Genomic DNA, 21,408 nt, shown 5'->3' on the forward strand with positions numbered 1-21,408 from the left:
ATGACAGGCGCCAGTGCGCTCGAGCTGTACTACGACCCGTTCGACCGCGACATCGATGACGACCCGTACCCGGTGTGGAAGCGCATGCGTGAAGAAACACCGTTGTACTACAACGAGAAATTCAACTTTTATGCGCTGAGCCGCTACGAGGACGTGGTGCGCGAGCTGCCGAACTGGGAGACCTACCGCTCCGGGCGGGGGACCACCGCGGACATCTTGTTCAACAACATCGAGGTACCGCCGGGAATCCTATTGTTCGAGGACCCGCCGCTGCACGATCTGCACCGCGGTCTGCTGTCCCGGGTCTTCACCCCTCGCCGGATGCTGGCCGTAGAACCTCTGGTCCGGGAGTTCTGCGTCAAAGAGCTGGACCCGCTCGTCGGCGCCGGCGGCTTCGATTTCATCGCCGATCTCGGAGCGATGATGCCGATGCGCACGATCGGCTATCTGCTGGGCATTCCGGAAAAGGACCAGGAGGCGATCCGGGACCGCAACGGCTCCTTCATCGAGATGGCCGAGGGGCGCGAACCCGGTGATGTCAGCCAGCAGATATTCGCCGACACCATCATGATGTTCGCCGAGTACATCGAGTGGCGTGCCAACCACCCCTCCGATGATCTGATGACCGACCTGCTGCGGGCGGAGATCGAGGAGGCCGACGGCACCCGGCGCCTGCTGACCCGCACCGAGGTGCTCGCCTATACCGCCATGATCGCCGGCGCCGGAAACGAGACCACGGCCCGGCTGATCGGATTCATGGCACAGTTGCTCTCGGATCATCCGGATCAACGTCGCGAACTCGCGGCCGATCCGGCCCTGATCCCGGGCGCGGTCGAGGAGACGCTGCGCTACGAACCTCCCTCGCCGGTGCAGGCACGCTATGTCGCCCGCGACGCCGAGCACTACGGCCGGCCGGTTCCGGAGGGGTCGTTCATGTTGCTGCTCAACGGATCCGCCAACCGTGACCACCGGCAGTACGCCGACCCGGATCGCTTCGATATCCATCGCGGCGGCAGCCACCTCAGCTTCGGCAAGGGGGTGCACTTCTGCCTCGGGTCGGCGTTGGCCCGATTGGAGGCCAGGGTGGCCTATGAGGAGGTCCTGAAGCGGTGGCCCGACTGGGAAGTCGACTACGCGGGCGCGCAACGCGCCCACACCGCCAGCGTGCGGGGGTGGGCGCGGCTACCTGTTGTCACCCGGTGAGCCTCACATGGCGATGCCGAGCCGATCGCAGGCGCCGAACACCTCCTCGAAGATGGAGTCGGGAACGGTGAACGGGTCGGTCGCCGACACCTGCGCCAGGTGCGCCGCAATGTCCTCGGCGGCGGGATCGGCACCGGATTCGGGGAGCCAGCCCTGGCCGAGTCCGACGAAGACACGGGCGAATCGCCCGGCGCAGGCCGAGTAGTTTCGATGCGTGACATCGCAGTCCCGGCTGGCCAGGTAGACCACGATCGGCACCACCAACTCTGGCCGGATCGCCCGTAGGAACCCGGCCTCTTCGATCGCTTTGGGGTCGCCGACCGTGTCGGTGACCATCCGGGAAAACCCGAACGGCAGCACGGTATTGGACCGGACTCCCAGTGGGGCACCCTCGATCGCAATGACATTGGAGAGCCCGACCAGTCCGGCTTTGGCGGCGGCGTAGTGGGCTTCTAACGGCTGGCCGAACATGCCACCCGACGAGGAGATGAACACGAACCGGCCATAACCCTGCTTCTTCATCACCCGGTATGCGGGCTGACTCAGATAGAACCCGCCATCCAGATGCACCCGCAGCATGCGCCGCCAGTCGTCAGCGGACATCTCCTCGAACGCAATGCTGTTGAAGATCCCCGCATTGCTGACCACGGCATCAAGGCGGCCGAATCGCTCGACGGCAGCGGCGACGATCGCCTCGCCGCCGGCCGGGCTGTCCACCGAGTCGTGCGATGCCACGGCGACACCGCCGGCAGCAGCGATCTCGTCGGCCACCAGGTCGGCAACGTGGGCGTCGGCGCCGTCACCGTGCATCGACCCGCCGAGGTCGTTGACCACTACCGAGGCGCCGCGTCGAGCCAGCTCTATCGCATAGAGGCGGCCCAGGCCTCGCCCTGCCCCGGTGACGACGACCACCTGGTCGGTGAAATCGATCATCGCGGCGCCTACCCCTCGATTGACTGTGGTCGCAGCGGACTCTACGGTGGAACAGATATTTGGTCAACCGGATAGGCGAGGGGGTCCGTGAACCACCACGAAGCCGGCGAATCCCTGCGGCGCTGGAGCTTGTTGGCGTCGGCGCTTTCCGGCCGGGCGCTGCAGGTGGCAGCGGGCGACGCCGGCGAACCCACGTGGACCGACGGCAAGACCGTCTACGTCGATCCGGCCCTGGAGGCGGCCCGCCAGCTCGAGGCGGTGGCGGTTCAGGCCAGCCTGCTGGCAGCCGGGAGTCTGGAACCCGGCCTGGTCCGCAAGCTGGTTCGGCGCCGCGCCCTGACCGCCCGCTACCTCGCTGTCGAAGGGCATCGGGCGCTGGCGGCCAACGTCGAACTGTTGCCCCCTGCGGCGGCCTCGCTAATCGACCGGGAGCTCGCCGCCCGCAGCGAATCGCCTGCCGCCTCGCTGGTGCTGGCCGGCACGCTCGACGACGCTCCGCTCGACGCGTTCGGTGTGATCCGCCCGGGAAAGATGCTGACCGACAAGAACACCGGCGAATCGAGTGCCGGCCAGCAGCATCAACCGCGTCAGCAGAGTAAACCGCTGGCCGACCTCGACGACGGTGACGACGGTCCCGGGGACGTCATGGATGTCTTCTCCAGTCCGGTCGGCGGCAGCGGCGCGCTGGGCCGGCTGGTCGCCAAGATGCTCGAGGTGACCCGTCGGCTGGGCGGCAACGGCCCGCCGGGGGCCGACGCGCCCACGCATCGGACCCGATCCGGACGGCGTGGCGGCAGCGCGGTGTCTTCTGCCGGCATCGGGGCTCTTGATGACGACACCGCCGCCGGCAGCACCACCGGAACGACCTATCCCGAATGGGACGTGAATCGCCGGAGCTATCGGCAGAACTGGTGCACCGTACTGGAAATCGCGGCGAGCACCGGCAACGCGGCGACGCCGGCGGGCGACTATGGATTGCGGCGACCGCTGGCCCGGCTCGGCGTGGGCTTGGATCGCTACCACCGCCAGCCGCAGGGCGACGACATCGATCTGGATGCGGCGATCGAGGGCCGGGTGGAGGTGCTCGCCGGGTCGGCGCCCGACGAAGCGGTCTACCTGGACAGCCTGCGCAGGCGGCGCGATCTGTCGGTGCTGATCCTGCTGGACGTCTCTGGTTCGACGGCCGAGCCCGGCACCCTGGGTCAGACCGTGCATGCTCAACAGCGCGCGGCAGCCGCGGCATTGGCCACCGCTCTGCACGATCTGGGAGATCGCCTCGCGCTCTATGCATTTGCCTCCCAGGGCAGGTCGGCGGTGCACCTCACCCCGGTGAAGCGCTTCGACGACCCGCTCGACGCCCTCGCGCTGCGGCGTTTGCAGGGTCTCAAACCCGGTGCCTACTCGCGGCTGGGTGCGGCGATCCGGCACGGCGCGGCCGTCCTGGAAGACCGTGGCGGTACGCCCCGGCGGCTGCTCGTCGTGCTGTCCGACGGACTGGCCTACGACCACGGCTACGAGCGGGTCTACGGCGCGGCCGATGCCCGCCGCGCCCTGGCCGAGGCGCGCCGGCGCGGTACCGGTTGTCTGTGCCTGACGGTCGGAGCGGCCACCGATGTCGACGAGTTGCGCCGGGTTTTCGGCAGCGCCGCCCACGCGACCATTCCCCGGCTCGAACAGCTCAACCGGGTGATCGGGCCGCTGTTTCGGTCGGCGCTGAGCTCAGCCGACTTGCGACGACGGGTCGCATGAAGAGAAGGGGTATGAACGACATGACATCTGCGCCCCCTGGACCGCGCCCCTACTACGTGTCAACCGGCAATGAGGAGCAAGTCTTCAAAGCGGCCTACCGGCAAGGGCTGTCGATCGTGCTCAAAGGGCCTACCGGCTGCGGCAAGACCCGTTTCGTGGAGGCGATGGCCCACGATCTGGGCCGGCCGCTGATCACCGTCGCCTGCCACGACGATCTGACCACCGCCGATCTGGTCGGCCGGTTCCTGCTGCGCGGCGGTGAGACCGAGTGGGTGGATGGGCCGTTGACCAGGGCCGTCCGCGAGGGGGCGCTCTGTTACCTCGACGAAGTGGTGGAGGCCCGCCAGGACACCACCGTCGTGCTGCATCCGCTGGCCGACCACCGCCGCCAGCTACCGATCGAGCGGCTGGGGGTGACGCTGGACGCCGCACCGGGATTCGGCTTGGTGGTGTCGTATAACCCGGGGTACCAGAGCGTGTTGAAGGATCTGAAGGATTCTACGCGCCAGCGCATGGTGGCTATCGAATTCGGCTTTCCCGCAACCGAAGTCGAGGAGAAAATCCTTGCCTGCGAGGCCGGCGTCGATCACGAGCGGGCCGCTGAGCTGGTCCGGCTCGGGCAGGCGATCCGTCGCGTGGAGACCGGCGGGCTGCGCGAGGTGGCGTCGACCCGGGTGTTGATCGCCGCCGGTCGGCTGATCGCCGAGGGGCTGACCCCCCGCGAGGCGGCCCGGGCCGCCGTCGCCGGCCCGCTGACCGATGACTCCCTGGTGACCAGCGGCCTGGTGGAGATGATCGACGCGTACCTGCCGGAGAGGTGATTGACGGTCCGCGGGCCGCGCGCTAAGGTTTGAACAAATATTAGGTTCGTCACGGAGGCGAGATGTCCTACGAGAGCGCCGCGGAACCGATCAAGATCGGTTATCTGATGGACTTCCGGCTCCCCGATGGCTTCCCGAAGAGCTATTTCGAAGACCTGACCCAACCGTTCGACCTGGTGTTCAAGCAGGCGACCGAACGGGGCCTGCTGGACCGGCCGATCGAGATCGTCTACCGCGAGGTCGAGGGTCTGCCCAAGGGTTCGGTCAAGGCCGTCATCGATGCTTACGGCGAACTCTGCGACGAGGGCTGCCTGGCGATCTTCGGACCGCACATCACCGATAACTGCGTGCCGACCCGCGAGGCGATCGAGGAGCGCTTCAAGGTGCCGTGCCTGTCGGTCACCGGATCCGACGAGGCGCTGGGGGAGTGGTTCTTCGCGTTTCCGCAGGGATCGCTGACCGATGAGCCGATCTTCTGGACGGACCTGCTGGCCAAAGGGGGGCACACCGAGGTCGGGGTGCTCAAAGAACAGTCGCTGGTGGGCGAAACCTATCTGAAGAACTTCCGCGAAGCCTGCCGGCGCAAGGGCATTCGGATCGTGGCCGAGGCGACGATCGCCCAGACCGCCCAAGACGTCTCAGCGGCGGTACGCACCCTGCACGAAGCCAAGGCCCCGGCGATCGTGCACTGCGGCTTCGGGTTCGGCGTGGTCTTCATCAACCCGGCGCTGCAGGAGTTGAACTGGGACCCGCCCCGTTTCACCTGCACCGCGTTCCAGAACGCCTGGATCAACCCGGTCATGTGGAACGCGTTCATGGGCTGGGTCGGTATCGACCAGTACGACGAGGGCAATCCGGTCGGTCAGGCGTTCCTCGACGAGTACGAACAGGCCTACGGCCGCCGCACCGAGTGGTGCGTGTCGGTGGTCAACCGGGACGTGGCGATGACTTTGGTGCGGGCCCTGGCCGCCGCGCATCCGCTGAGCCCGCGCGGGGTCAAGGAAGCCCTGGAGCGGGTGAAGATGATGCCCGCCGCCTCCGGGGCGCCGGGCACCAGGGTGTCGTTCGGCAACTGGACGCGCCGCGCCTGGATGGGCGCCGGCTATCTGGTCGCTCGCAGACTCGACGCCGACGGCGTCAACTCCCATCTCGTCGACCGTTTTGGAGAGGAATAAGTCATGACCGCAGAGCAGACGGCGCCGTCGCCGGCACGCCCCGCACCCGCGGAGCCCCGTAAGGGCTCGCCGTGGGTATGGGCCTGGGCGGCAGCCGCGTTCGGCTTCCTGGCCTTCCTGCTCGCGAACGCCGAAACCGGCCTGAGCTCGGATCGGGTTCGTAACTCCGCGGTCACCGAAACCCCGCCGTCGCGGCCGGTGCCGGTGCTGTTCGGGTTCGAGCACTGGCTCGGAGTCCTGGAGGCCTTCACCGTCGTGGTGATGATCGGCATCATCGTCACCTACGTGATCGCCTGGCGCCGGCATCCCTATCACCCGGTGTTGCTGATGGGCATCGTCACGACGTTGATCGTCTGGCAGGACCCGATTATGAACTGGGCGCCGTTCGCGGTCTACAACCCCGAGTTGCATCACCTGCCAGAGGACTGGCCGCTGGTGTCACTGTCGCCGACCGTGGAGCCGTTCGTGGTCCTCGGTTACATCATGTTCTACCTGCTGCCCTACTTCCCGGGGATCTGGCTGCTGCGCCGGATTCAGGCGCGCCGGCCCGTCGATTCCTTCGTGTGGCGCCACCCGCTGATCAGCCTGGCGTTCTGCATCCTGCCCTTCGGGATGCTGCTGGACGCGGCCCTGGAGATCACCCTGGTGCAGACCGGGATGTACATCTACTCCCAGGTCCCGTTCGGTTCGATCTTCGTCGGCCAGACCCACCAGTTCCCGTTCATCTTCGAGATCTTCGCGGTCAACTTCGTGATGGTGCCGGCCGGTGTGCTGCTCTACCGCGACGACACCGGCCGCACGGTGGCCGAGAAGTTGGCACAGCGGGCGAAGATCTTCGCCGGCCGCCCCACCCTGGGCATGTTCACCGTGATGCTGGTGCTGATCAACCTGGGCTACTTCTGCTACGGCGGCACCTTCGCCCTGGTCAAGGCGGCACATCTGTCGAAAACCGTGGCTTGCGCCTGGCCGTACCCGGAGGCGAAGATCTATGACCCGCAAGGCTTCTACGAGAAGCAAGGCCAGCCCGGTCCGTACTCGGTGGGCATCTGGTCGACCTGGCTGAGCGGTCAACCCGACGGGCGGCCGGACGTCGAGTTGGGCGCGGACGGCGACCGCTGTGGACCGGGCAATGGGTGATCCGCGCAGCGTCGTCATCACCGGCGCGTCGCGCGGGCTCGGGTTCGCGTCAGCGGCGCACCTGTACCGCAACGGTTGGCGAGTGGTGGCCGCGATGCGATCACCGGAACGAGGATTGCCCGCTCTGCGAGAGGCTACCGGTGCCGGCGACGACGATGCTCGGCTGATCGGGATCCCGCTGGATCTGACCGATACCGCCTCGGTGGCCGCGGCGGCCAAGGCCGTCGAAGCAGCGGTCGGCGCCCCGAATGCCGTGGTTCACAACGCCGGGATCTCGGCGGCGGGGATGGCCGAGGAGACCCCGGCCGAGTTGTGGGAGCGCATGTTTGCCACCTCGGTGTTCGGGCCGGTGGCGCTGACCAACGCGCTGCTGCCGACGATGCGGGCGGCCGGACGCGGGCGCATCGTCTTGGTGTCCAGCCAGGGCGGTGTGCGCGGGATGCCCGCGACCGCGGCCTACTCCGCGGCCAAAGGCGCATTGGAACGGTGGGGGGAATCGCTGGCCTGCGAAATCGCACCGTTCGGCCTGGGGGTCACGATTCTGGTGACGGGAACCTATGACACCGAGATCATCACCGACGCCGGCACCACCGACTGCCGCGATTTCGCCGGGCCGTATGCGCGCCATCACGCCACGATGGACAAACGGGGCCGCTTGGCGATGAAGGTCGCGGCCCGTTCGCCGCAGCGGTTCGCGACCGGACTGGCTAAGGCACTGGAGTCCGGTGCTCCCTTCGTGCGACGCCCGGTCGGCCCCGACGCGCGAATGCTGCTGGCCGCCAACCGGTTACTTCCCGCAGCCGGCCTACACCAGATGATCCGGCTGATGATGGGCCTACCGCGGTTCGGGTCGTTGACGAAGGATGAGAATGGCTGAACGCCCCGAACCCCGGATGATGATCGACGGCAAACTCGTCGACGGACAAGCCGGCACGTTCACCAACATCAACCCGGCCACCGAAGAGGTTATCGGGGAGGTCGCGAACGCCTCCGCAGCCGATATGCAGCGGGCCATCGACGCGGCCCGGCGCGCCTTCGACGACACTGACTGGTCGGCCGATCCGGCGTTCCGGCAACGCTGTCTGCGGCAATTGCAGGAAGCTTTGGAAGCCGAGCGGGAGCAGCTGCGGGAGGAACTGATCGCCGAAGTCGGTTGCCCACGGGCGATCACCTATGGCCCGCAGCTCGACGCACCGCTGTCCGATGCACTGAACTACCCGGCGCAGCTGATCGATGAGTACCCGTGGGAGACGTCGCTGGGCGACGCGTTCGTCTCGGTGACCGGGGCCAACACCACCCGCAAGGTCTGGCGGGAGGCTGTCGGCGTGATCGGGGCCATCGTGCCGTGGAACTTTCCGTTCGAGGTCACCATCCACAAGATCGGCCAGGCGCTGGCGACCGGCAACACCGTCGTGCTCAAACCCGCGCCGGACACCCCGTTCAACGGCACCCGACTGGGCCGGCTGATCGCCGAGAACACCGATATCCCAGCAGGTGTCGTCAACGTGGTCACCGCAGCGGATCCGCTGATCGGCGAGGAACTGACGCTGTCGCCCAAAGTCGACATGATCTCGTTCACCGGATCCACCGCGGTGGGACAACGAATCATGGAAAAAGGCGCCGCGACCATGAAGCGGCTCTTCCTCGAACTCGGCGGCAAATCCGCCACGATCGTGCTCGAGGACGCCGACCTGGCGTTGGGCTGCATGATGGGCATTGCGCCATGCATGCACGCCGGACAGGGCTGCGCCAACCCGACCCGCCTACTGTTGCCGCGGTCGCGCTACGACGAAGGCGTGGCCATCCTGCAGGGCATCTATGAAGGGGTCGCCGCAGGCGACCCGCAGGATCCGGCGACGTTGTGCGGCCCGGTGATCTCGGCCAAGCAGCGCGACCGCATCCGCGGCTACATCGACAAGGGCATCGCCGAAGGCGCCCGGATGCTGGTCGGGGGAGCCGAGGCGCCGGACGGGCTGGATCGCGGATTCTTCGTCAAGCCAACGCTGTTCGTCGATGTCGACAACGCCATGACCATCGCCCAGGAGGAGATCTTCGGCCCGGTGCTGGCGGTCATTCCCTACGACGACGAGGACGAGGCGGTGCGGATCGCCAACGACAGCCGCTACGGGCTGGCCGGCAACGTCATGTCGGGTTCGCTGGATCACGCGCTGGCGGTGGCCAAACGGCTGCGCGCGGGTTTTTTGGGCATCAACGGCGCCGCCGGTTACGGCGCCGACACCCCGTTCGGCGGTTACAAAGCCAGTGGCGTCGGCCGCCAGAACGGCGTCGCCGGATTCGACCAGTACACCGAGATCAAATCGGTCGCCTACCCGGCGGTTAGCGAGGCTCGACGGAGGAGAGCCGAAGCTGAACCGCCGAATCAACCGGGCGGTTAGCGAGGCTCGACGGAGGAGAGCCGAAGCTGGACCGCCGAATCAACCGGCCGGGTAAAAGGAGCAAGAAGTGCAACTGTTCGACGACCTGGAGGACTTCGGCGCCTTCGACGACGTGGTCTCCGGGGATGTGCGCGATCCCTACACCGAACTGGCCCGGTTGCGCCGGGAGGAACCGGTGCAGCGCATCGACATGTCCGGGATGCCACATGAGGAATCCAAGCCGGTGTTCATGGTGTACCGCCACGAGGACGTGCTGAAAATGTTGCGTGACAACGAGACCTTCTCGTCGTCGATCATCATCGACACCTTCGGCGACGTGCTCGGCGAGCAGGTGATGCTGGGCATGGACGAGCCGGTCCACGGCCGGCACCGCGCACTGGTGTCCAAGGCGTTCTCGCCGAGAGCGGTGGCCGGCTGGGAGCACGAGTTGGTGCTACCGGTGGCCAATCTGCTGATCGACCGGTTCGCCGATCGCGGCCATGCCGACCTGGTCAAGGAGTTCAACTTCGAATACCCGACCCGGATCATCGCCCGGATACTAGGCCTGCCCGAGCAGGATTACGAGCAATTCCAGCGCTGGTCCATCTCGCTGCTGTCCTTCACCATCAACCCCGAGCGCGGCCGGGCCGCGTCGCTCGCCCTGCGCGACTATTTCGCTCCGATCCTGGCCGCCCGCCGGGCCGAGCCGCGCAACGATCTGATCAGCCGGCTGGCCGACGCCGAGATCGACGGGCAGAAGCTGTCCGACGAGGAGATCTTCTCGTTCCTGCGGCTGCTGTTGCCGGCCGGTATCGAGACCACCTACCGCTCGCTGGGCAACCTGCTGTTCGCGCTGCTCACCCACACCGATCAACTCGACGCCGTGCGCGCCGACCGGTCGCTGCTACCCCAGGCCATCGAAGAGGGGGTGCGTTGGGACGCCCCACTGCTGACCATCACCCGGGTGGCCAGCTGCGACACCGAGCTGGGCGGGGTTGCCATTCCGGCCGGCTCCGCGGTGATGCCGATGCTGGGGGCGGCCAACCGTCAGGACGACCGCTACCCCAACCCCAACCTGTTCGACATCTTCCGGGAATCCAAAGTGCACGTGTCCTGGGGCCACGGCGCCCACGTCTGCCTCGGCAGCCACCTCGCTCGGATGGAAATGCGCGACGCGCTCGGGGTGATGTTCGACCGATTGCCGAACCTTCGGCTGGACCCCGACGGGGGCGACCCGCACATCCGCGGCCAGGTGTTCCGCTCACCGACCTCGCTGCCGGTGCTCTTCGATGCCCTATGACCCCGTTGCGGTTTGACGAACGTGTCGCCGTCGTCACCGGCGCCGGGCGCGGGGTGGGACGCAGCCACGCGAGGCTGTTGGCGGCCAGGGGCGCCCGGGTGGTGGTGGCCGACTTCGGCGTCGGCATCGACGGCCGTGCTCCGTCGTCGGCGCCGGCCGACGAGGTGGTGCGTGAGATCACGGCCGGCGGCGGGCACGCCGTCGCATGCTACGCCTCGGTCGCCGAACCCCAAGGCGCACAAGCCGTCGTCGACACCGCGATCGAACGGTTCGGCCGGATCGACGTGGTGGTCAACAATGCTGGCATCCATGACCCCGGCCTGTTCGGCGAGCTGTCGGTCGAGCAGTTCCGCAGCATGATCGACGTGCACTACTTCGGCAGCGTGTTGGTCGCCCGGGCCGCCTGGCCGCATTTCGTCGCGGCGGGCTACGGCCGCATCGTCAACACGGTCTCCGAAGCCATGCTGGGCGGTATCTCGGAGCTGACCAGCTACGGCGCCGCCAAAGGCGCGGTGTTCGGTCTGACCCGCAATCTGGCCACCGAGGGCGCCGCCCACGGAATCCGGGTCAACGCCGTTGCGCCGCGCGCCTACACCCGCATGTCCGCGTCGCATTCGGACTCCGTGGCGGCCCAGCTGTCCATTCCCAAAGAGATCATGGACACCATCAATGCCAGTATGCCTCCCGAATTATGTGCTCCGGCAGCGGCATTCCTGGCGCACGAAGACTGTCCGCTCAACGGCGAGGTGCTGCAGATCGGGATGGGTGGTGTCGCACGCATCGCCGTGGTGCGCTCGGTGGGAATCACCAAGACACCGCTGACCGCCGAGGACATCGCCGCGAACCTCGAGGAGATCATGAACCTTTCCGACGCCCAGGTGACCGCCGTCACCGAGATGGTGCAGTGACTAACGCAGGAGGCTCCCAATGAGCGACTTCGAGTCGGTCGACTTCTTCACCGACCAATCGTTGATCCCCAACCCGTACCCGTATTTCGACCATCTGCGGGCCAAGTGCCCGATCGTGCACGAACCGCATCAGGGCGTGCTCGCCGTGACCGGGCACGCCGAAGCGCTTGCGGTGTACAAGGATCCGGCGTTCTCGGCGTGCGTGTCGGTCGCGGGCCCATTCTCCGGGCTGTCATTCGAACCCGTCGGCGACGACGTCAGCGACCTGATCGAGGCGCACCGGGCCGAGATCCCGATGAGTGAACACATCGTCACCCAGGACCCGCCGGAACACACCCGGACCAGGGGGCTGTTGAGCCGGCTGCTCACCCCGAAGCGGCTCAAAGAGAACGAGGAGTTCATGTGGCGGCTGGCTGATGAGCAGCTCGACAAGTTCGTCGCCCGCGGCAGCACCGAGTTCATCGAGGACTACGCCAAACCGTTCTCGATGCTCGTCATCGCCGACCTGCTCGGGGTGCCCACCGCTGACCATCAAGAATTCCGTCGGGTGATGGCGGGCGAGCACGTGGGCTCCCTGGACGACGATCCGGTCTCCCACAATCCGCTGCAGTGGCTGGACGACACGTTCTACGCCTACATCGAAGACCGTCGTGAGCAACCGCGCGGGGACGTGCTGACCGAGCTGGCCCAGGCGAAATACCAGGACGGGTCGACGCCGGCGATCATCGACGTGGTGCGCGTTGCCACCTTCCTGTTCGCCGCCGGTCAGGAAACCACCGTCAAGTTGCTCAGCGCCGGCTTGCGGGTGATCGCCGAGCAGCCTGAGATTCAGGCGCTGCTGCGCGACGACCACAGCCGTATCCCGGTGTTCCTGGAGGAGACACTGCGCACCGAAAGTCCGGTCAAGTCGCATTTCCGGATGGCGCGCACCACCACGAGGGTCGGAGAGACGACGGTGCCCGCCGGCACCACGGTGATGCTGCTGCCGGGCGCCAGTAACCGCGATCCGCGTAAGTTCGACCAGCCTGACCAGTTCCGGGTCGATCGGGCCAACGTGCGTGAGCACGTGGCATTCGGGCGCGGAGTGCACTCATGCCCGGGCGCGCCGTTGGCCCGCGCCGAGGGCAGGATCTCGCTGAACCGCATCCTGGACCGGATGGCCGATATCCGGATCTGCGAAGACCGGCACGGCCCGCCCGAGGCGCGCCGCTACAACTACGAGCCGACCTTCATCATGCGGGGCCTGCAGGACCTGCACCTGGAGTTCACGCCGGTCGGCTGACCAGCGAGCGGCGACCCCGCCCGCGGGTACCTTCGGTGGGTTGGTCGACAATCGTCGTCAACGACCCATCGTTGATGAAGGAGAGCACCCATGGCCGAAGCTGTCATCGTAGAAGCGGTGCGCTCGCCGATCGGCAAGCGCAACGGCGGACTGTCCGGGGTGCACCCGGCCGAACTGTCCGCCCAGGTACTCAACGGACTGGTCGGCCGCGCCGGGGTGGACCCCGCGCTGGTCGACGACGTGATCTGGGGCTGTGTCATGCAGGCCGGTGAGCAGGCTCTGGACATCGGGCGCACCGCGCTGCTGACCGCGGGCTGGCCGGAGTCGGTGCCCGGGGTGACAGTGGACCGCCAGTGCGGCTCCAGCCAGCAGTCGGTGCACTTCGCCGCCGCCGGTGTGGTCGCCGGGCACTACGATGTCGTCGTCGCCGGGGGTGTGGAGTCGATGTCACGCACCCCGATGGGCTCGTCGCTGGCCAACGGCGGGCACCCCTACCCCGAGGCGTTCCGCAACCGCTACACCCAGACCCCCAACCAGGGAATCGGCGCGGAGATGATGGCCGAGAAGTGGGGCCTGGACCGCACCGCATTGGACGAGTTCGCCCTGGCGTCGCATGAGAAGGCCGCTGCAGCACAGGATTCCGGCGCGTTCACCGACGAGATCGTCGGGATCAAGGACGCCGAGGGCAACGTGATCAGCGCCGACGAGGGCATCCGCCGCGGCACCACCATCGAGAAGATGGCTCAGCTCAAGCCGGCCTTCAAAGAGGACGGCGTCATCCACGCCGGCAACTCCAGCCAGATCTCCGACGGAGCGGCAGCGCTGCTGTTCATGTCGGCTACCAAGGCCAAGGAACTGGGGCTGACCCCGCTGGCGCGGGTGCACACCGCGACGCTGGCCGGTGCCGACCCGGTGATGATGCTGTCCGCCCCGATCCCGGCGACGCAGAAGGCGCTGCAGCGCAGCGGTCTGAGCGTCGACGACATCGGGGTGTTCGAGGTCAACGAGGCGTTCGCGCCGGTACCGATGGCCTGGCTCGCCGACATCAACGCCGACGCGAAGAAGCTCAACCCCAACGGTGGGGCGATCGCGCTCGGTCACCCGCTCGGCGGATCCGGCGCCCGGATCATGACCACCATGCTGTATCACATGCGGGCCAACGGGATTCGCTACGGGCTGCAGACCATGTGTGAGGGCGGCGGCCAGGCTAACGCCACCATCTTGGAGCTGCTGTGAGTGAGGCGGCCGTTCTCGTCGAGCGGCGCGGCAACGTACAGCTGATCACGATCAACCGGCCTGAGGCCCGCAACGCGATCAACGGCGCGGTCAGCGCCGGCATCGGCGACGCCCTGGCGCAGGCGCAGGACGACGATGAGGTGCGCGCGGTGGTGCTCACCGGCGCCGGCGACAAATCGTTCAGTGCCGGAGCCGATCTCAAGGCGATCGCCAACCGGGAGAACATCTACCACCCCGACCACCCGGAGTGGGGTTTCGCCGGCTACGTGCAGCACTTCATCGACAAGCCGACCATCGCGGCCGTCAACGGCACCGCGCTGGGCGGCGGCACCGAGATCGCACTGGCCAGCGACCTGGTGGTCGCCGAACAGCGCGCTCAGTTCGGGCTGCCCGAGGTCAAACGCGGCCTGCTCGCCGGTGCCGGCGGGGTATTCCGCATCATCGATCAACTTCCCCGCAAGATCGCCCTGGAGCTGCTCTACACCGGGGAGTCGATCTCGGCCGCCGAGGCCGGCCGCTGGGGACTGGTCAACCGGGTGGTCGATGACGGCGGGGCACTGCAAGCCGCCCTGGAACTCGCCGAACAGATCACCGGCAACGCGCCGCTGTCGGTGCGGGCCACCAAGCGGATTGCCTACGGCGTCGAGGACGGGGCCATCCCCGGCGAGGTGGCCGACTGGGCCCGAACCGGCCGGGAGTTCAGCGCGCTGCTGCGCTCCGAGGACGCCAAGGAGGGTCCGCGGGCGTTCGCCGAGAAGCGCGCCCCGGTGTGGAAGGCGCGTTGAGCGACGTGCCCGAGCCGCTGATCATTCCCATTAGTGGTCGTGCCCCGCAGCTGCACCCGGAGTCGTGGGTGGCGCCGAATGCCAGCCTGATCGGGCAGGTCCACCTGGCCGCTCGAGCCAGTGTCTGGTATTCGGCGACGCTGCGCGCCGAGGTGGAGCCCATCGAGATCGGTGTGGACACCAACATTCAGGATGGGGTGACCGTCCACGTCGACAAGGAGTTCCCCGCGCGGGTGGGCTCCCGGGTCAGCGTCGGGCACAACGCGGTGTTGCACGGCTGCACCATCGAGGACGACTCCCTGATCGGGATGGGCGCGATCATCCTCAACGGTGCCGTGGTGGGTGCCGGCTCCCTGATCGCGGCCGGCGCCGTCATCCCGCAGGGCATGGTGGTGCCGCCCCGATCACTGGTGTCCGGGGTGCCGGGCCGGGTACGACGGGAGCTCAGCGAGGCCGAAATCCGCAATAACCGGCACAACGCCGCGGCCTACCGCCGGCTGATCGAAGTCCACCGGGCGAACTGACGCAATCAGGCCACCGACTGCCGTTCGGCCGCTAGGTTTTGGGTCATGACCCAGACCAGTTCGGCCCGGCCCGGCCTGCTGCGCGAGTTCACCGATATTTTCACCAAAGTCTCCGCGCCGTATCACGAGCCGCGGTCCGTCGTGCATCGTCGTCGTGTCGTGGTCGCGGTGGTGGTGCTGCTCGGGGCCGCCGTCCTGGCGTCGATGCACACCAAGAACCCGGGCGACGCGGCGTTCTACTGGCTGTCGCTGGCCCTGGCAGCGGTCTGGTCGGTGGGGGCGGTCGTGGCCGGCCCGCTGCACCTGGGCGTGGTGCGCTTCCGCGGCCGCTACGAGCGGCCGGTGTTCACCGGCACCGGTGTCGGCTTGGTGCTCGGCGGGGTGTTCCTGCTCGGCGGGCTGGCGGTGCAGCAGATACCGCCGCTGGCCGACCAGGTGATCGCGATCCTCGACTACACCACGCAGGTGTCCTGGCGGCTGGTGGTGTTGATCGCCATCGTCAATGCGGTCGCCGAGGAGATGTTCTTCCGCGGTGCGCTGTTCAGTGCGTTCGGCCGCCGCTACCCGCTGGTGTTGTCGACGCTGCTCTACATCGCGGCGATGATGGCCGCCGGCAACCTGATGATCGGTGTGGCCGCGCTGGTGCTCGGCACCGTCTGCGCGATCGAGCGCCGGGCCACCGGCGGCGTGCTGGCCCCGGTGCTGACGCATCTGGTGTGGGGGCTGATGATGGTGCTCGCGCTGCCGCCGATCTTCGGCAGGTAGCCGCTCAGAAGTCGGTGAACTTCGGCGTGCGCCGGTCCTGAAATGCGCGGGTGCCCTCGCGGAAGTCGTGGGCGTTCAACAGAATCGACTGGCCGACGTATTCGCGGTCCAGCGTCGCGTCCAGCTCGGTCAGCGTCGCGGCGTTGATGGCGTGCTTGGTCTTGGCGAAGGCCGCCGCCGGCCCCGCCAGCAGCCCGGCCAGCACCTTGTCCACCTCGGCGTCGAAGTCCTCGGCCGGGTACACCGCGCTGATCAAGCCCCACTCCAAAGCCTCGGCGGCCGGCAGCCGTTCGGCCAGCAGCGCCAGCCGCATGGCGCGGATCCGGCCGATCGCCGCGGCGACCAGCGCCGAGGCGCCACCGTCGGGCATCAGGCCAATCTTGGTGAACGCCAACAGGAAAAACGCTTTGTCCGACGCCAGCACCAGGTCGCAGGCCAAAGCAAGCGACACCCCGACACCGGCGGCCGGGCCCTGCACCACGGCCACCACCGGTCGCGGCAGCGCGGCGATCGCCCGGATGGCGCGGTTGGCCTCGACGATGATCTCCGTCGGCACGCCGTCCGATGCGTCCTCGGCGCTGATCCCGGCGCCGGAGCTGAACCCGCGGCCGGCCCCGCCGAGCCGCACTGCGCGCACCCGCGGATCGCGGGCGGCGCCCTCCATGGCGTCGGCGATACCGGCCAGCACGCCGGTGGTCAGCGAGTTGAGGCTGTCCGGGCGGTCGATGGTCACCGAGAGCACCCCGTCGGCCAAAGTCACGGACAGGCCCTCCACTGGGGCCAGGGTGTCGATGCCGGAGTCGATTGTCGTCATGACCCTCACCTTAGGATGCACATCACAGGTGCAGACGACGAGGAGGCAGACATGGCGGGACCACTGGCGGGGCTGCGGGTCATCGAACTCGCCGGGATCGGACCGGGGCCGCACGCGGCGATGATTCTCGGCGACCTGGGTGCCGACGTGGTTCGGGTGGACCGCCCGCCGAAATTCGGTGGTGGCGCGCCGAAGGACACTATGCTGCGCAACCGGCGGTCGGTGACCGCCGACCTGAAGTCGCCGGAGGGCCGCGACCTGGTGCTCGCCCTGGTCGCCAAGGCCGACGTGCTGATCGAGGGCTTCCGCCCCGGCGTCACCGAGCGGCTCGGCCTGGGGCCGGAGGACTGCGCCAAGGTCAACGACAAGCTCATCTACGGTCGAATGACCGGCTGGGGGCAGACCGGACCGCGCGCACTGCAGGCCGGTCACGACATCAACTACATCTCGCTCAACGGCGCCCTGCACTCGATCGGCCGCGCGGGGGAGCGCCCGGTGCCGCCGCTGAACCTGGTCGGCGATTTCGGTGGCGGATCGATGTTCCTGCTAGTCGGCATCTTGTCGGCGTTGTGGGAGCGGCAGAGCTCCGGCAAGGGGCAGGTGATCGACGCGGCCATGGTCGACGGCTCGAGCATGCTCGGGGCGATGATGTGGAGCTTCCGTGCCCAAGGCATGTGGAGCGACGAGCGCGGCGTCAACATGCTCGACACCGGCGCCCCCTACTACGACACCTACGAGTGCGCCGACGGCCGTTACGTCTCGGTGGGATCGATCGAGCCGCAGTTCTTCGCCGAACTGTTGGCCAAGCTGGGCCTGAACCCGACCGAGGTGCCGGAGCAGAACGACAAGAGCCGCTGGCCGGAGCTGCGTGAGGTGTTCACCGCCGCGTTCGCGGCGCACGACCGGGACCACTGGGCCAAGGTGTTCGCCGACTCCGACGCCTGCGTCGCACCGGTCCTGGCCTTCAATGAGGTCCTCTCGGACCCGCATGTCGCCGAGCGGGACACCTTCTACGAGGCCGACGGTTCCCTGCAGCCCATGCCGGCGCCGCGGTTCTCCCGCAGCGTCCCCGACGTCCCGACGCCGCCCGCGGTACTGGGGGCCGACAACGACACCATCCTGAGCGACTGGGTATAGTCCCGACCAACCGGCTGGTTGGTTGACGAAGGGATGACACGGTGCAGATCAAGGATGCGGTGGCAGTCGTCACCGGCGGTGCCTCTGGGCTCGGTTTGGCGACGACGAAACGCCTGCTCGACGCCGGCGCGCAGGTGGTGGTGATCGACCTGCGCGGCGCCGACGCCGTGGCGGAGTTGGGGGACCGGGCCCGGTTCGCCGAGGCCAACGTCACCGACCCCGAGGCGGTCACCGCGGCGCTGGATGTCGCTGAGTCGTTGGGGCCGTTGCGAATCAACGTCAACTGCGCGGGCATCGGCAACGCGATCAAGACGCTGAGCAAAAACGGCGCTTTCCCGATCGAGGAGTTCACCAAGGTGGTGCAGGTGAACCTGATCGGCACCTTCAACGTGCTGCGGCTGGCCGCCGAGCGCATCGCCAAGACCGAACCGGTCGGTGAGGAGCGCGGCGTCATCATCAACACCGCCTCGGTGGCCGCGTTCGACGGTCAGATCGGCCAGGCCGCCTATTCGGCGTCCAAGGGCGGCGTGGTCGGCATGACCCTGCCGATCGCGCGGGACCTGTCCCGCGACCTGATCCGGGTCTGCACCATTGCCCCGGGACTGTTCAAGACCCCGCTGCTGGGTTCGCTGCCCGAGGAGGCGCAGCGTTCGCTCGGCGGGCAGGTGCCGCACCCGGCCCGGCTCGGTGACCCCGACGAGTACGGCGCGCTGGCCGAGCACATCATTGAGAATCCGATGCTCAACGGCGAGGTGATCCGCCTCGACGGCGCGATCCGGATGGCACCGCGATGAGCGCTTGCGCGAAGAGCATTAAGCACAGCAAGGAGTCCACATGTCCCTGACAACGAAATTCACCGAGACGTTCGGTGTGGAGCATCCCATCGCCCAGGGCGGCATGCAGTGGGTGGGCCGTGCGGAACTGGTTGCCGCAGTGGCGAACTCGGGGGCCCTTGGGTTCCTGACCGCGCTCACCCAACCCACCCCGGCCGATTTGGCCAACGAGATCGCCAAAACCCGGGACCTGACCGACAAGCCGTTCGGGGTGAATCTGACCATCCTGCCGACGATCAACCCGCCGCCTTATGACGAGTACCGCCAGGTGATCGTCGACGCCGGCATCAAGATCGTCGAGACCGCCGGGTCCAACCCGGCGCCGCACCTACCGATGTTCCACGACAACGGAATCAAGGTGCTGCACAAATGCACCTCGGTACGCCACGCGGTCAAGGCACAGAGCCTCGGCGTGGACGGCATCAGCATCGACGGGTTCGAATGCGCCGGGCACCCCGGCGAGGACGACATCCCCGGTCTGGTGCTGATCCCGGCCGCGGCCGCCCAGATCGAGATCCCGATGATCGCCTCCGGCGGCTTCGCCGACGCCCGCGGCCTGGTCGCTGCGCTGGCACTGGGCGCCGACGGCATCAACATGGGCTCGCGGTTCATGTGCACCGTGGAATCGTGCATTCACCAGAACGTCAAGGAAGCCATTGTCGCCGGCGACGAGCGCGGCACCGAGCTGATCTTCCGGCCGCTGCGCAACACCGCCCGGGTGGCGTCCAACACCGTCTCGCGCGAAGTCGTCGACATCCTGGACAAGGGCGGCCAGTTCCCGGATGTGCAGGAGCTGGTGGCCGGGGTCCGGGGCCGCAAGGTCTTCGACGATGGCGACGTCGAGGCCGGGATCTGGTCGGTGGGGACCGCGATGGGTTTGATCAACGACATCCCCACCGTCGGGGAGTTGGTGTCGCGGATCGTTTCCGAGGCCGAGGAGCTGATCTCGGGGCGCCTGGCGGACATGCTCGAGCTCGACGACGAGGAGAACGTCGCCTGACGGCGGTCCAGAGCCGGCACGACGAGCTACAACGCCGAACGTGCAGCTGTTGCGAAACACCGGTGGTTCTTTCGCAGTGGTTGCACGCTCGGCGTTGTCATTTGAAGCGGTGCGCTCGACGATGTCGGCGAGCTTGCTGAGCGGCCACGCGACTGGAGCTGCGACGCGGACGTCGAGCGGCTCAAACCTGAATGCAAGAGAAATGGATGACTCACGGATCGCGGACTGCCCGGATGCGGGCGGCCGCCGTCGCGCAATGGCGCGATAGTGAAAGGCGCCGCGGCCGCGGCGCCCGTCACTCAACTGGCCAGCGGATGCCAGTCGTCGAGCTGCTCGGAGGTGTCGCCTTCGACCAGGACATCGCCGTGGTACAGGGCCTCGAAGTCGACCTTGATGACGTCGGAACTTGAGTCGTCGATCCACATGACACTGAGCGTATGGGTCACTATTAAGGGATCATTGAGTCACGTTTCGGGAAACTGTGGCAAAACTACCGGTCGGTAGGGTTTGCCGGCTTTCTGGGCTGGGACGGGTCCCCGGGGGCGGTGCGCTGAGGCGATCGGGTCACGGCGGCAGGACGCTAGGGTGGCCCCATGACATCACCTTCGACCTTGGACAACCCGCTGTTCGCCCGGATCTGGACGTTCATGTCGAGCCGCGAGACCGACTGGCTGCGGGACCGGCGCCGGGAGAACCTGGAAGGCCTGTCCGGGCGGGTGCTGGAGGTCGGGGCGGGCACCGGAAGCAACTTCGCGTTCTATCCCGAGACCGTCACCGAGGTTGTCGCCCCCGAGCCGGAGTCGCGGCTGCGGGAGGCCGCCGGTCAAGCGGCGGCCGCGGCGCCGGTGCCGGTGAGCGTCGTGGCCAGCACCGTCGAGGCGTTGGATGCCGGCGAACCGTTCGATGCGATCGTGTGCTCCCTGGTGTTGTGCTCGGTCGAGCAGCCCCGCGAGGTGCTGCGCCAACTGCTCGCGTTGCTCAAGCCCGGCGGAGAGCTGCGCTATTTCGAGCACGTCGCCAGCGCCGGGGCGCGGGGCGGGCTGCAGCGACTGGCCGACGCCACGTTCTGGCCGAAGCTGTTCGGGAATTGTCATACCCACCGCGACACCGAGCAGATGATCACCGACGCCGGCTTCACCGTCGGGACATCCCGGCGCGGCCATCAGTTTCCGGCGTGGGCGCCGGTACCGGTGTCGGAGTTCGCGCTGGGTCGTGCCAACCGCCCGGCCTGAGCCGCGTTAACCCAACAGCGAGGGCAGTCGCTGCAGCAAGCCGGGTAATGCCGCCGAGGCGGTGTCGCGGATGCTCACCGTGGCTCTGGCGGACAGCGGCGTCGCTTCGGGGTTGACCTCGATGACGGTCTTGCGCTGCTCCAGTGCCAGCTCGGGCAGGCTGGCCGCCGGATAGACCACCGCAGAGGTTCCCACCACG

The 21,408-nt window shown here is 67.7% G+C and carries 21 protein-coding genes and 1 pseudogene; 18 read left to right on the plus strand and 4 right to left on the minus strand.

All coding sequences use genetic code 11. The features are described from left to right. A complete protein-coding gene (locus A5771_RS05430) occupies positions 1 to 1,203 on the plus strand; it encodes a cytochrome P450 (RefSeq protein ID WP_064854169.1) in 1,203 nt (400 codons plus the stop codon). A gap of 3 nt (positions 1,204 to 1,206) precedes the next feature. On the opposite strand, the gene A5771_RS05435 is transcribed toward A5771_RS05430, so the two are convergent. Continuing rightward, positions 1,207 to 2,136: an SDR family NAD(P)-dependent oxidoreductase gene (locus A5771_RS05435; RefSeq protein ID WP_064854170.1), complete on the minus strand. Its 930-nt coding sequence runs from the start codon at positions 2,134 to 2,136 to the stop codon at positions 1,207 to 1,209. Between the two features lie 87 nt (positions 2,137 to 2,223). On the opposite strand from A5771_RS05435, the gene A5771_RS05440 reads away from it, so the two are divergent. From A5771_RS05440 to A5771_RS05500, 13 genes are all read left to right on the plus strand, one after another. Beyond that, complete coding sequence (locus A5771_RS05440; protein WP_082947071.1) at positions 2,224 to 3,885, plus strand: nitric oxide reductase activation protein NorD; 1,662 nt, start codon at positions 2,224 to 2,226, stop codon at positions 3,883 to 3,885. A gap of 11 nt (positions 3,886 to 3,896) precedes the next feature. Next, positions 3,897 to 4,706 carry a CbbQ/NirQ/NorQ/GpvN family protein gene (locus A5771_RS05445; protein ID WP_064854171.1) on the plus strand — a complete coding sequence of 270 codons (810 nt, stop codon included), beginning with the start codon at positions 3,897 to 3,899 and terminating at the stop codon, positions 4,704 to 4,706. Between the two features lie 62 nt (positions 4,707 to 4,768). Continuing rightward, the gene (locus A5771_RS05450) at positions 4,769 to 5,881 is read left to right on the plus strand and encodes an ABC transporter substrate-binding protein (RefSeq protein WP_064854172.1); all 1,113 of its coding nucleotides are present in this window, start codon (positions 4,769 to 4,771) and stop codon (positions 5,879 to 5,881) included. A gap of 3 nt (positions 5,882 to 5,884) precedes the next feature. Further along, the gene (locus A5771_RS05455) at positions 5,885 to 7,018 is read left to right on the plus strand and encodes a spirocyclase AveC family protein (protein ID WP_064854173.1); all 1,134 of its coding nucleotides are present in this window, start codon (positions 5,885 to 5,887) and stop codon (positions 7,016 to 7,018) included. Next, positions 7,011 to 7,895: an SDR family NAD(P)-dependent oxidoreductase gene (locus tag A5771_RS05460; RefSeq protein WP_064854174.1), complete on the plus strand. Its 885-nt coding sequence runs from the start codon at positions 7,011 to 7,013 to the stop codon at positions 7,893 to 7,895. Before A5771_RS05455 ends, A5771_RS05460 begins: the two co-directional genes overlap by 8 nt. A 16-nt stretch (positions 7,896 to 7,911) precedes the next feature. After that, on the plus strand, positions 7,912 to 9,414 hold the full coding sequence (locus tag A5771_RS05465; RefSeq protein WP_082947073.1) for an aldehyde dehydrogenase family protein: 1,503 nt from the start codon (positions 7,912 to 7,914) through the stop codon (positions 9,412 to 9,414). Between the two features lie 67 nt (positions 9,415 to 9,481). Next, a complete protein-coding gene (locus A5771_RS05470) occupies positions 9,482 to 10,693 on the plus strand; it encodes a cytochrome P450 (protein ID WP_064854176.1) in 1,212 nt (403 codons plus the stop codon). Then, positions 10,690 to 11,601, plus strand: coding sequence for an SDR family NAD(P)-dependent oxidoreductase (locus tag A5771_RS05475; RefSeq protein WP_064854177.1), 912 nt, complete (start codon positions 10,690 to 10,692; stop codon positions 11,599 to 11,601). The genes A5771_RS05470 and A5771_RS05475 overlap by 4 nt, the downstream gene beginning before the upstream one ends. Positions 11,602 to 11,620: 19 nt before the next feature. Then, entirely contained in the window at positions 11,621 to 12,883 is a 1,263-nt protein-coding gene (locus tag A5771_RS05480) for a cytochrome P450 (RefSeq protein ID WP_064854178.1), read from the plus strand. Between the two features lie 90 nt (positions 12,884 to 12,973). Beyond that, positions 12,974 to 14,119 (plus strand): thiolase family protein, encoded by a 1,146-nt coding sequence (locus A5771_RS05485; protein ID WP_064854179.1) that lies wholly within the window; start codon positions 12,974 to 12,976, stop codon positions 14,117 to 14,119. Next, on the plus strand, positions 14,116 to 14,904 hold the full coding sequence (locus tag A5771_RS05490; RefSeq protein ID WP_064854180.1) for a crotonase/enoyl-CoA hydratase family protein: 789 nt from the start codon (positions 14,116 to 14,118) through the stop codon (positions 14,902 to 14,904). The genes A5771_RS05485 and A5771_RS05490 overlap by 4 nt, the downstream gene beginning before the upstream one ends. A 5-nt stretch (positions 14,905 to 14,909) precedes the next feature. Then, positions 14,910 to 15,428, plus strand: coding sequence for a gamma carbonic anhydrase family protein (locus tag A5771_RS05495; RefSeq protein ID WP_064854202.1), 519 nt, complete (start codon positions 14,910 to 14,912; stop codon positions 15,426 to 15,428). Between the two features lie 45 nt (positions 15,429 to 15,473). Further along, positions 15,474 to 16,193 (plus strand): CPBP family intramembrane glutamic endopeptidase, encoded by a 720-nt coding sequence (locus tag A5771_RS05500; RefSeq protein ID WP_064854181.1) that lies wholly within the window; start codon positions 15,474 to 15,476, stop codon positions 16,191 to 16,193. 4 nt (positions 16,194 to 16,197) lie between these two features. Here A5771_RS05500 and A5771_RS05505 read toward each other — a convergent pair whose 3' ends face one another. Continuing rightward, positions 16,198 to 17,007: an enoyl-CoA hydratase gene (locus A5771_RS05505; RefSeq protein ID WP_064854182.1), complete on the minus strand. Its 810-nt coding sequence runs from the start codon at positions 17,005 to 17,007 to the stop codon at positions 16,198 to 16,200. Positions 17,008 to 17,058: 51 nt separating this feature from the next. On the opposite strand from A5771_RS05505, the gene A5771_RS05510 reads away from it, so the two are divergent. The 3 genes from A5771_RS05510 to A5771_RS05520 are packed head-to-tail and all read left to right on the plus strand — an operon-like array spanning position 17,059 to position 19,977. Continuing rightward, a complete protein-coding gene (locus tag A5771_RS05510; RefSeq protein WP_064854203.1) occupies positions 17,059 to 18,144 on the plus strand; it encodes a CaiB/BaiF CoA transferase family protein in 1,086 nt (361 codons plus the stop codon). Between the two features lie 41 nt (positions 18,145 to 18,185). Further along, positions 18,186 to 18,938, plus strand: coding sequence for a 3-hydroxyacyl-CoA dehydrogenase (locus A5771_RS05515; RefSeq protein WP_064854183.1), 753 nt, complete (start codon positions 18,186 to 18,188; stop codon positions 18,936 to 18,938). Positions 18,939 to 18,978: 40 nt separating this feature from the next. Next, positions 18,979 to 19,977: an NAD(P)H-dependent flavin oxidoreductase gene (locus A5771_RS05520; protein ID WP_064854184.1), complete on the plus strand. Its 999-nt coding sequence runs from the start codon at positions 18,979 to 18,981 to the stop codon at positions 19,975 to 19,977. 299 nt (positions 19,978 to 20,276) lie between these two features. On the opposite strand, the gene A5771_RS24280 is transcribed toward A5771_RS05520, so the two are convergent. Then, complete coding sequence (locus A5771_RS24280; protein ID WP_267887459.1) at positions 20,277 to 20,402, minus strand: hypothetical protein; 126 nt, start codon at positions 20,400 to 20,402, stop codon at positions 20,277 to 20,279. A gap of 168 nt (positions 20,403 to 20,570) precedes the next feature. Here A5771_RS24280 and A5771_RS05525 point away from each other — a divergent pair, with 168 nt between their 5' ends. Then, positions 20,571 to 21,209 carry a class I SAM-dependent methyltransferase gene (locus A5771_RS05525; protein ID WP_064854185.1) on the plus strand — a complete coding sequence of 213 codons (639 nt, stop codon included), beginning with the start codon at positions 20,571 to 20,573 and terminating at the stop codon, positions 21,207 to 21,209. 6 nt (positions 21,210 to 21,215) lie between these two features. Here A5771_RS05525 and A5771_RS05530 read toward each other — a convergent pair. After that, positions 21,216 to 21,408: pseudogene (locus A5771_RS05530) on the minus strand (NAD-dependent protein deacylase); the annotation flags it as partial.

It is taken from the genome of Mycolicibacter sinensis, from assembly GCF_001667375.1.
GTDB classification, from domain to species: Bacteria; Actinomycetota; Actinomycetes; order Mycobacteriales; family Mycobacteriaceae; genus Mycobacterium; species Mycobacterium sinense_A.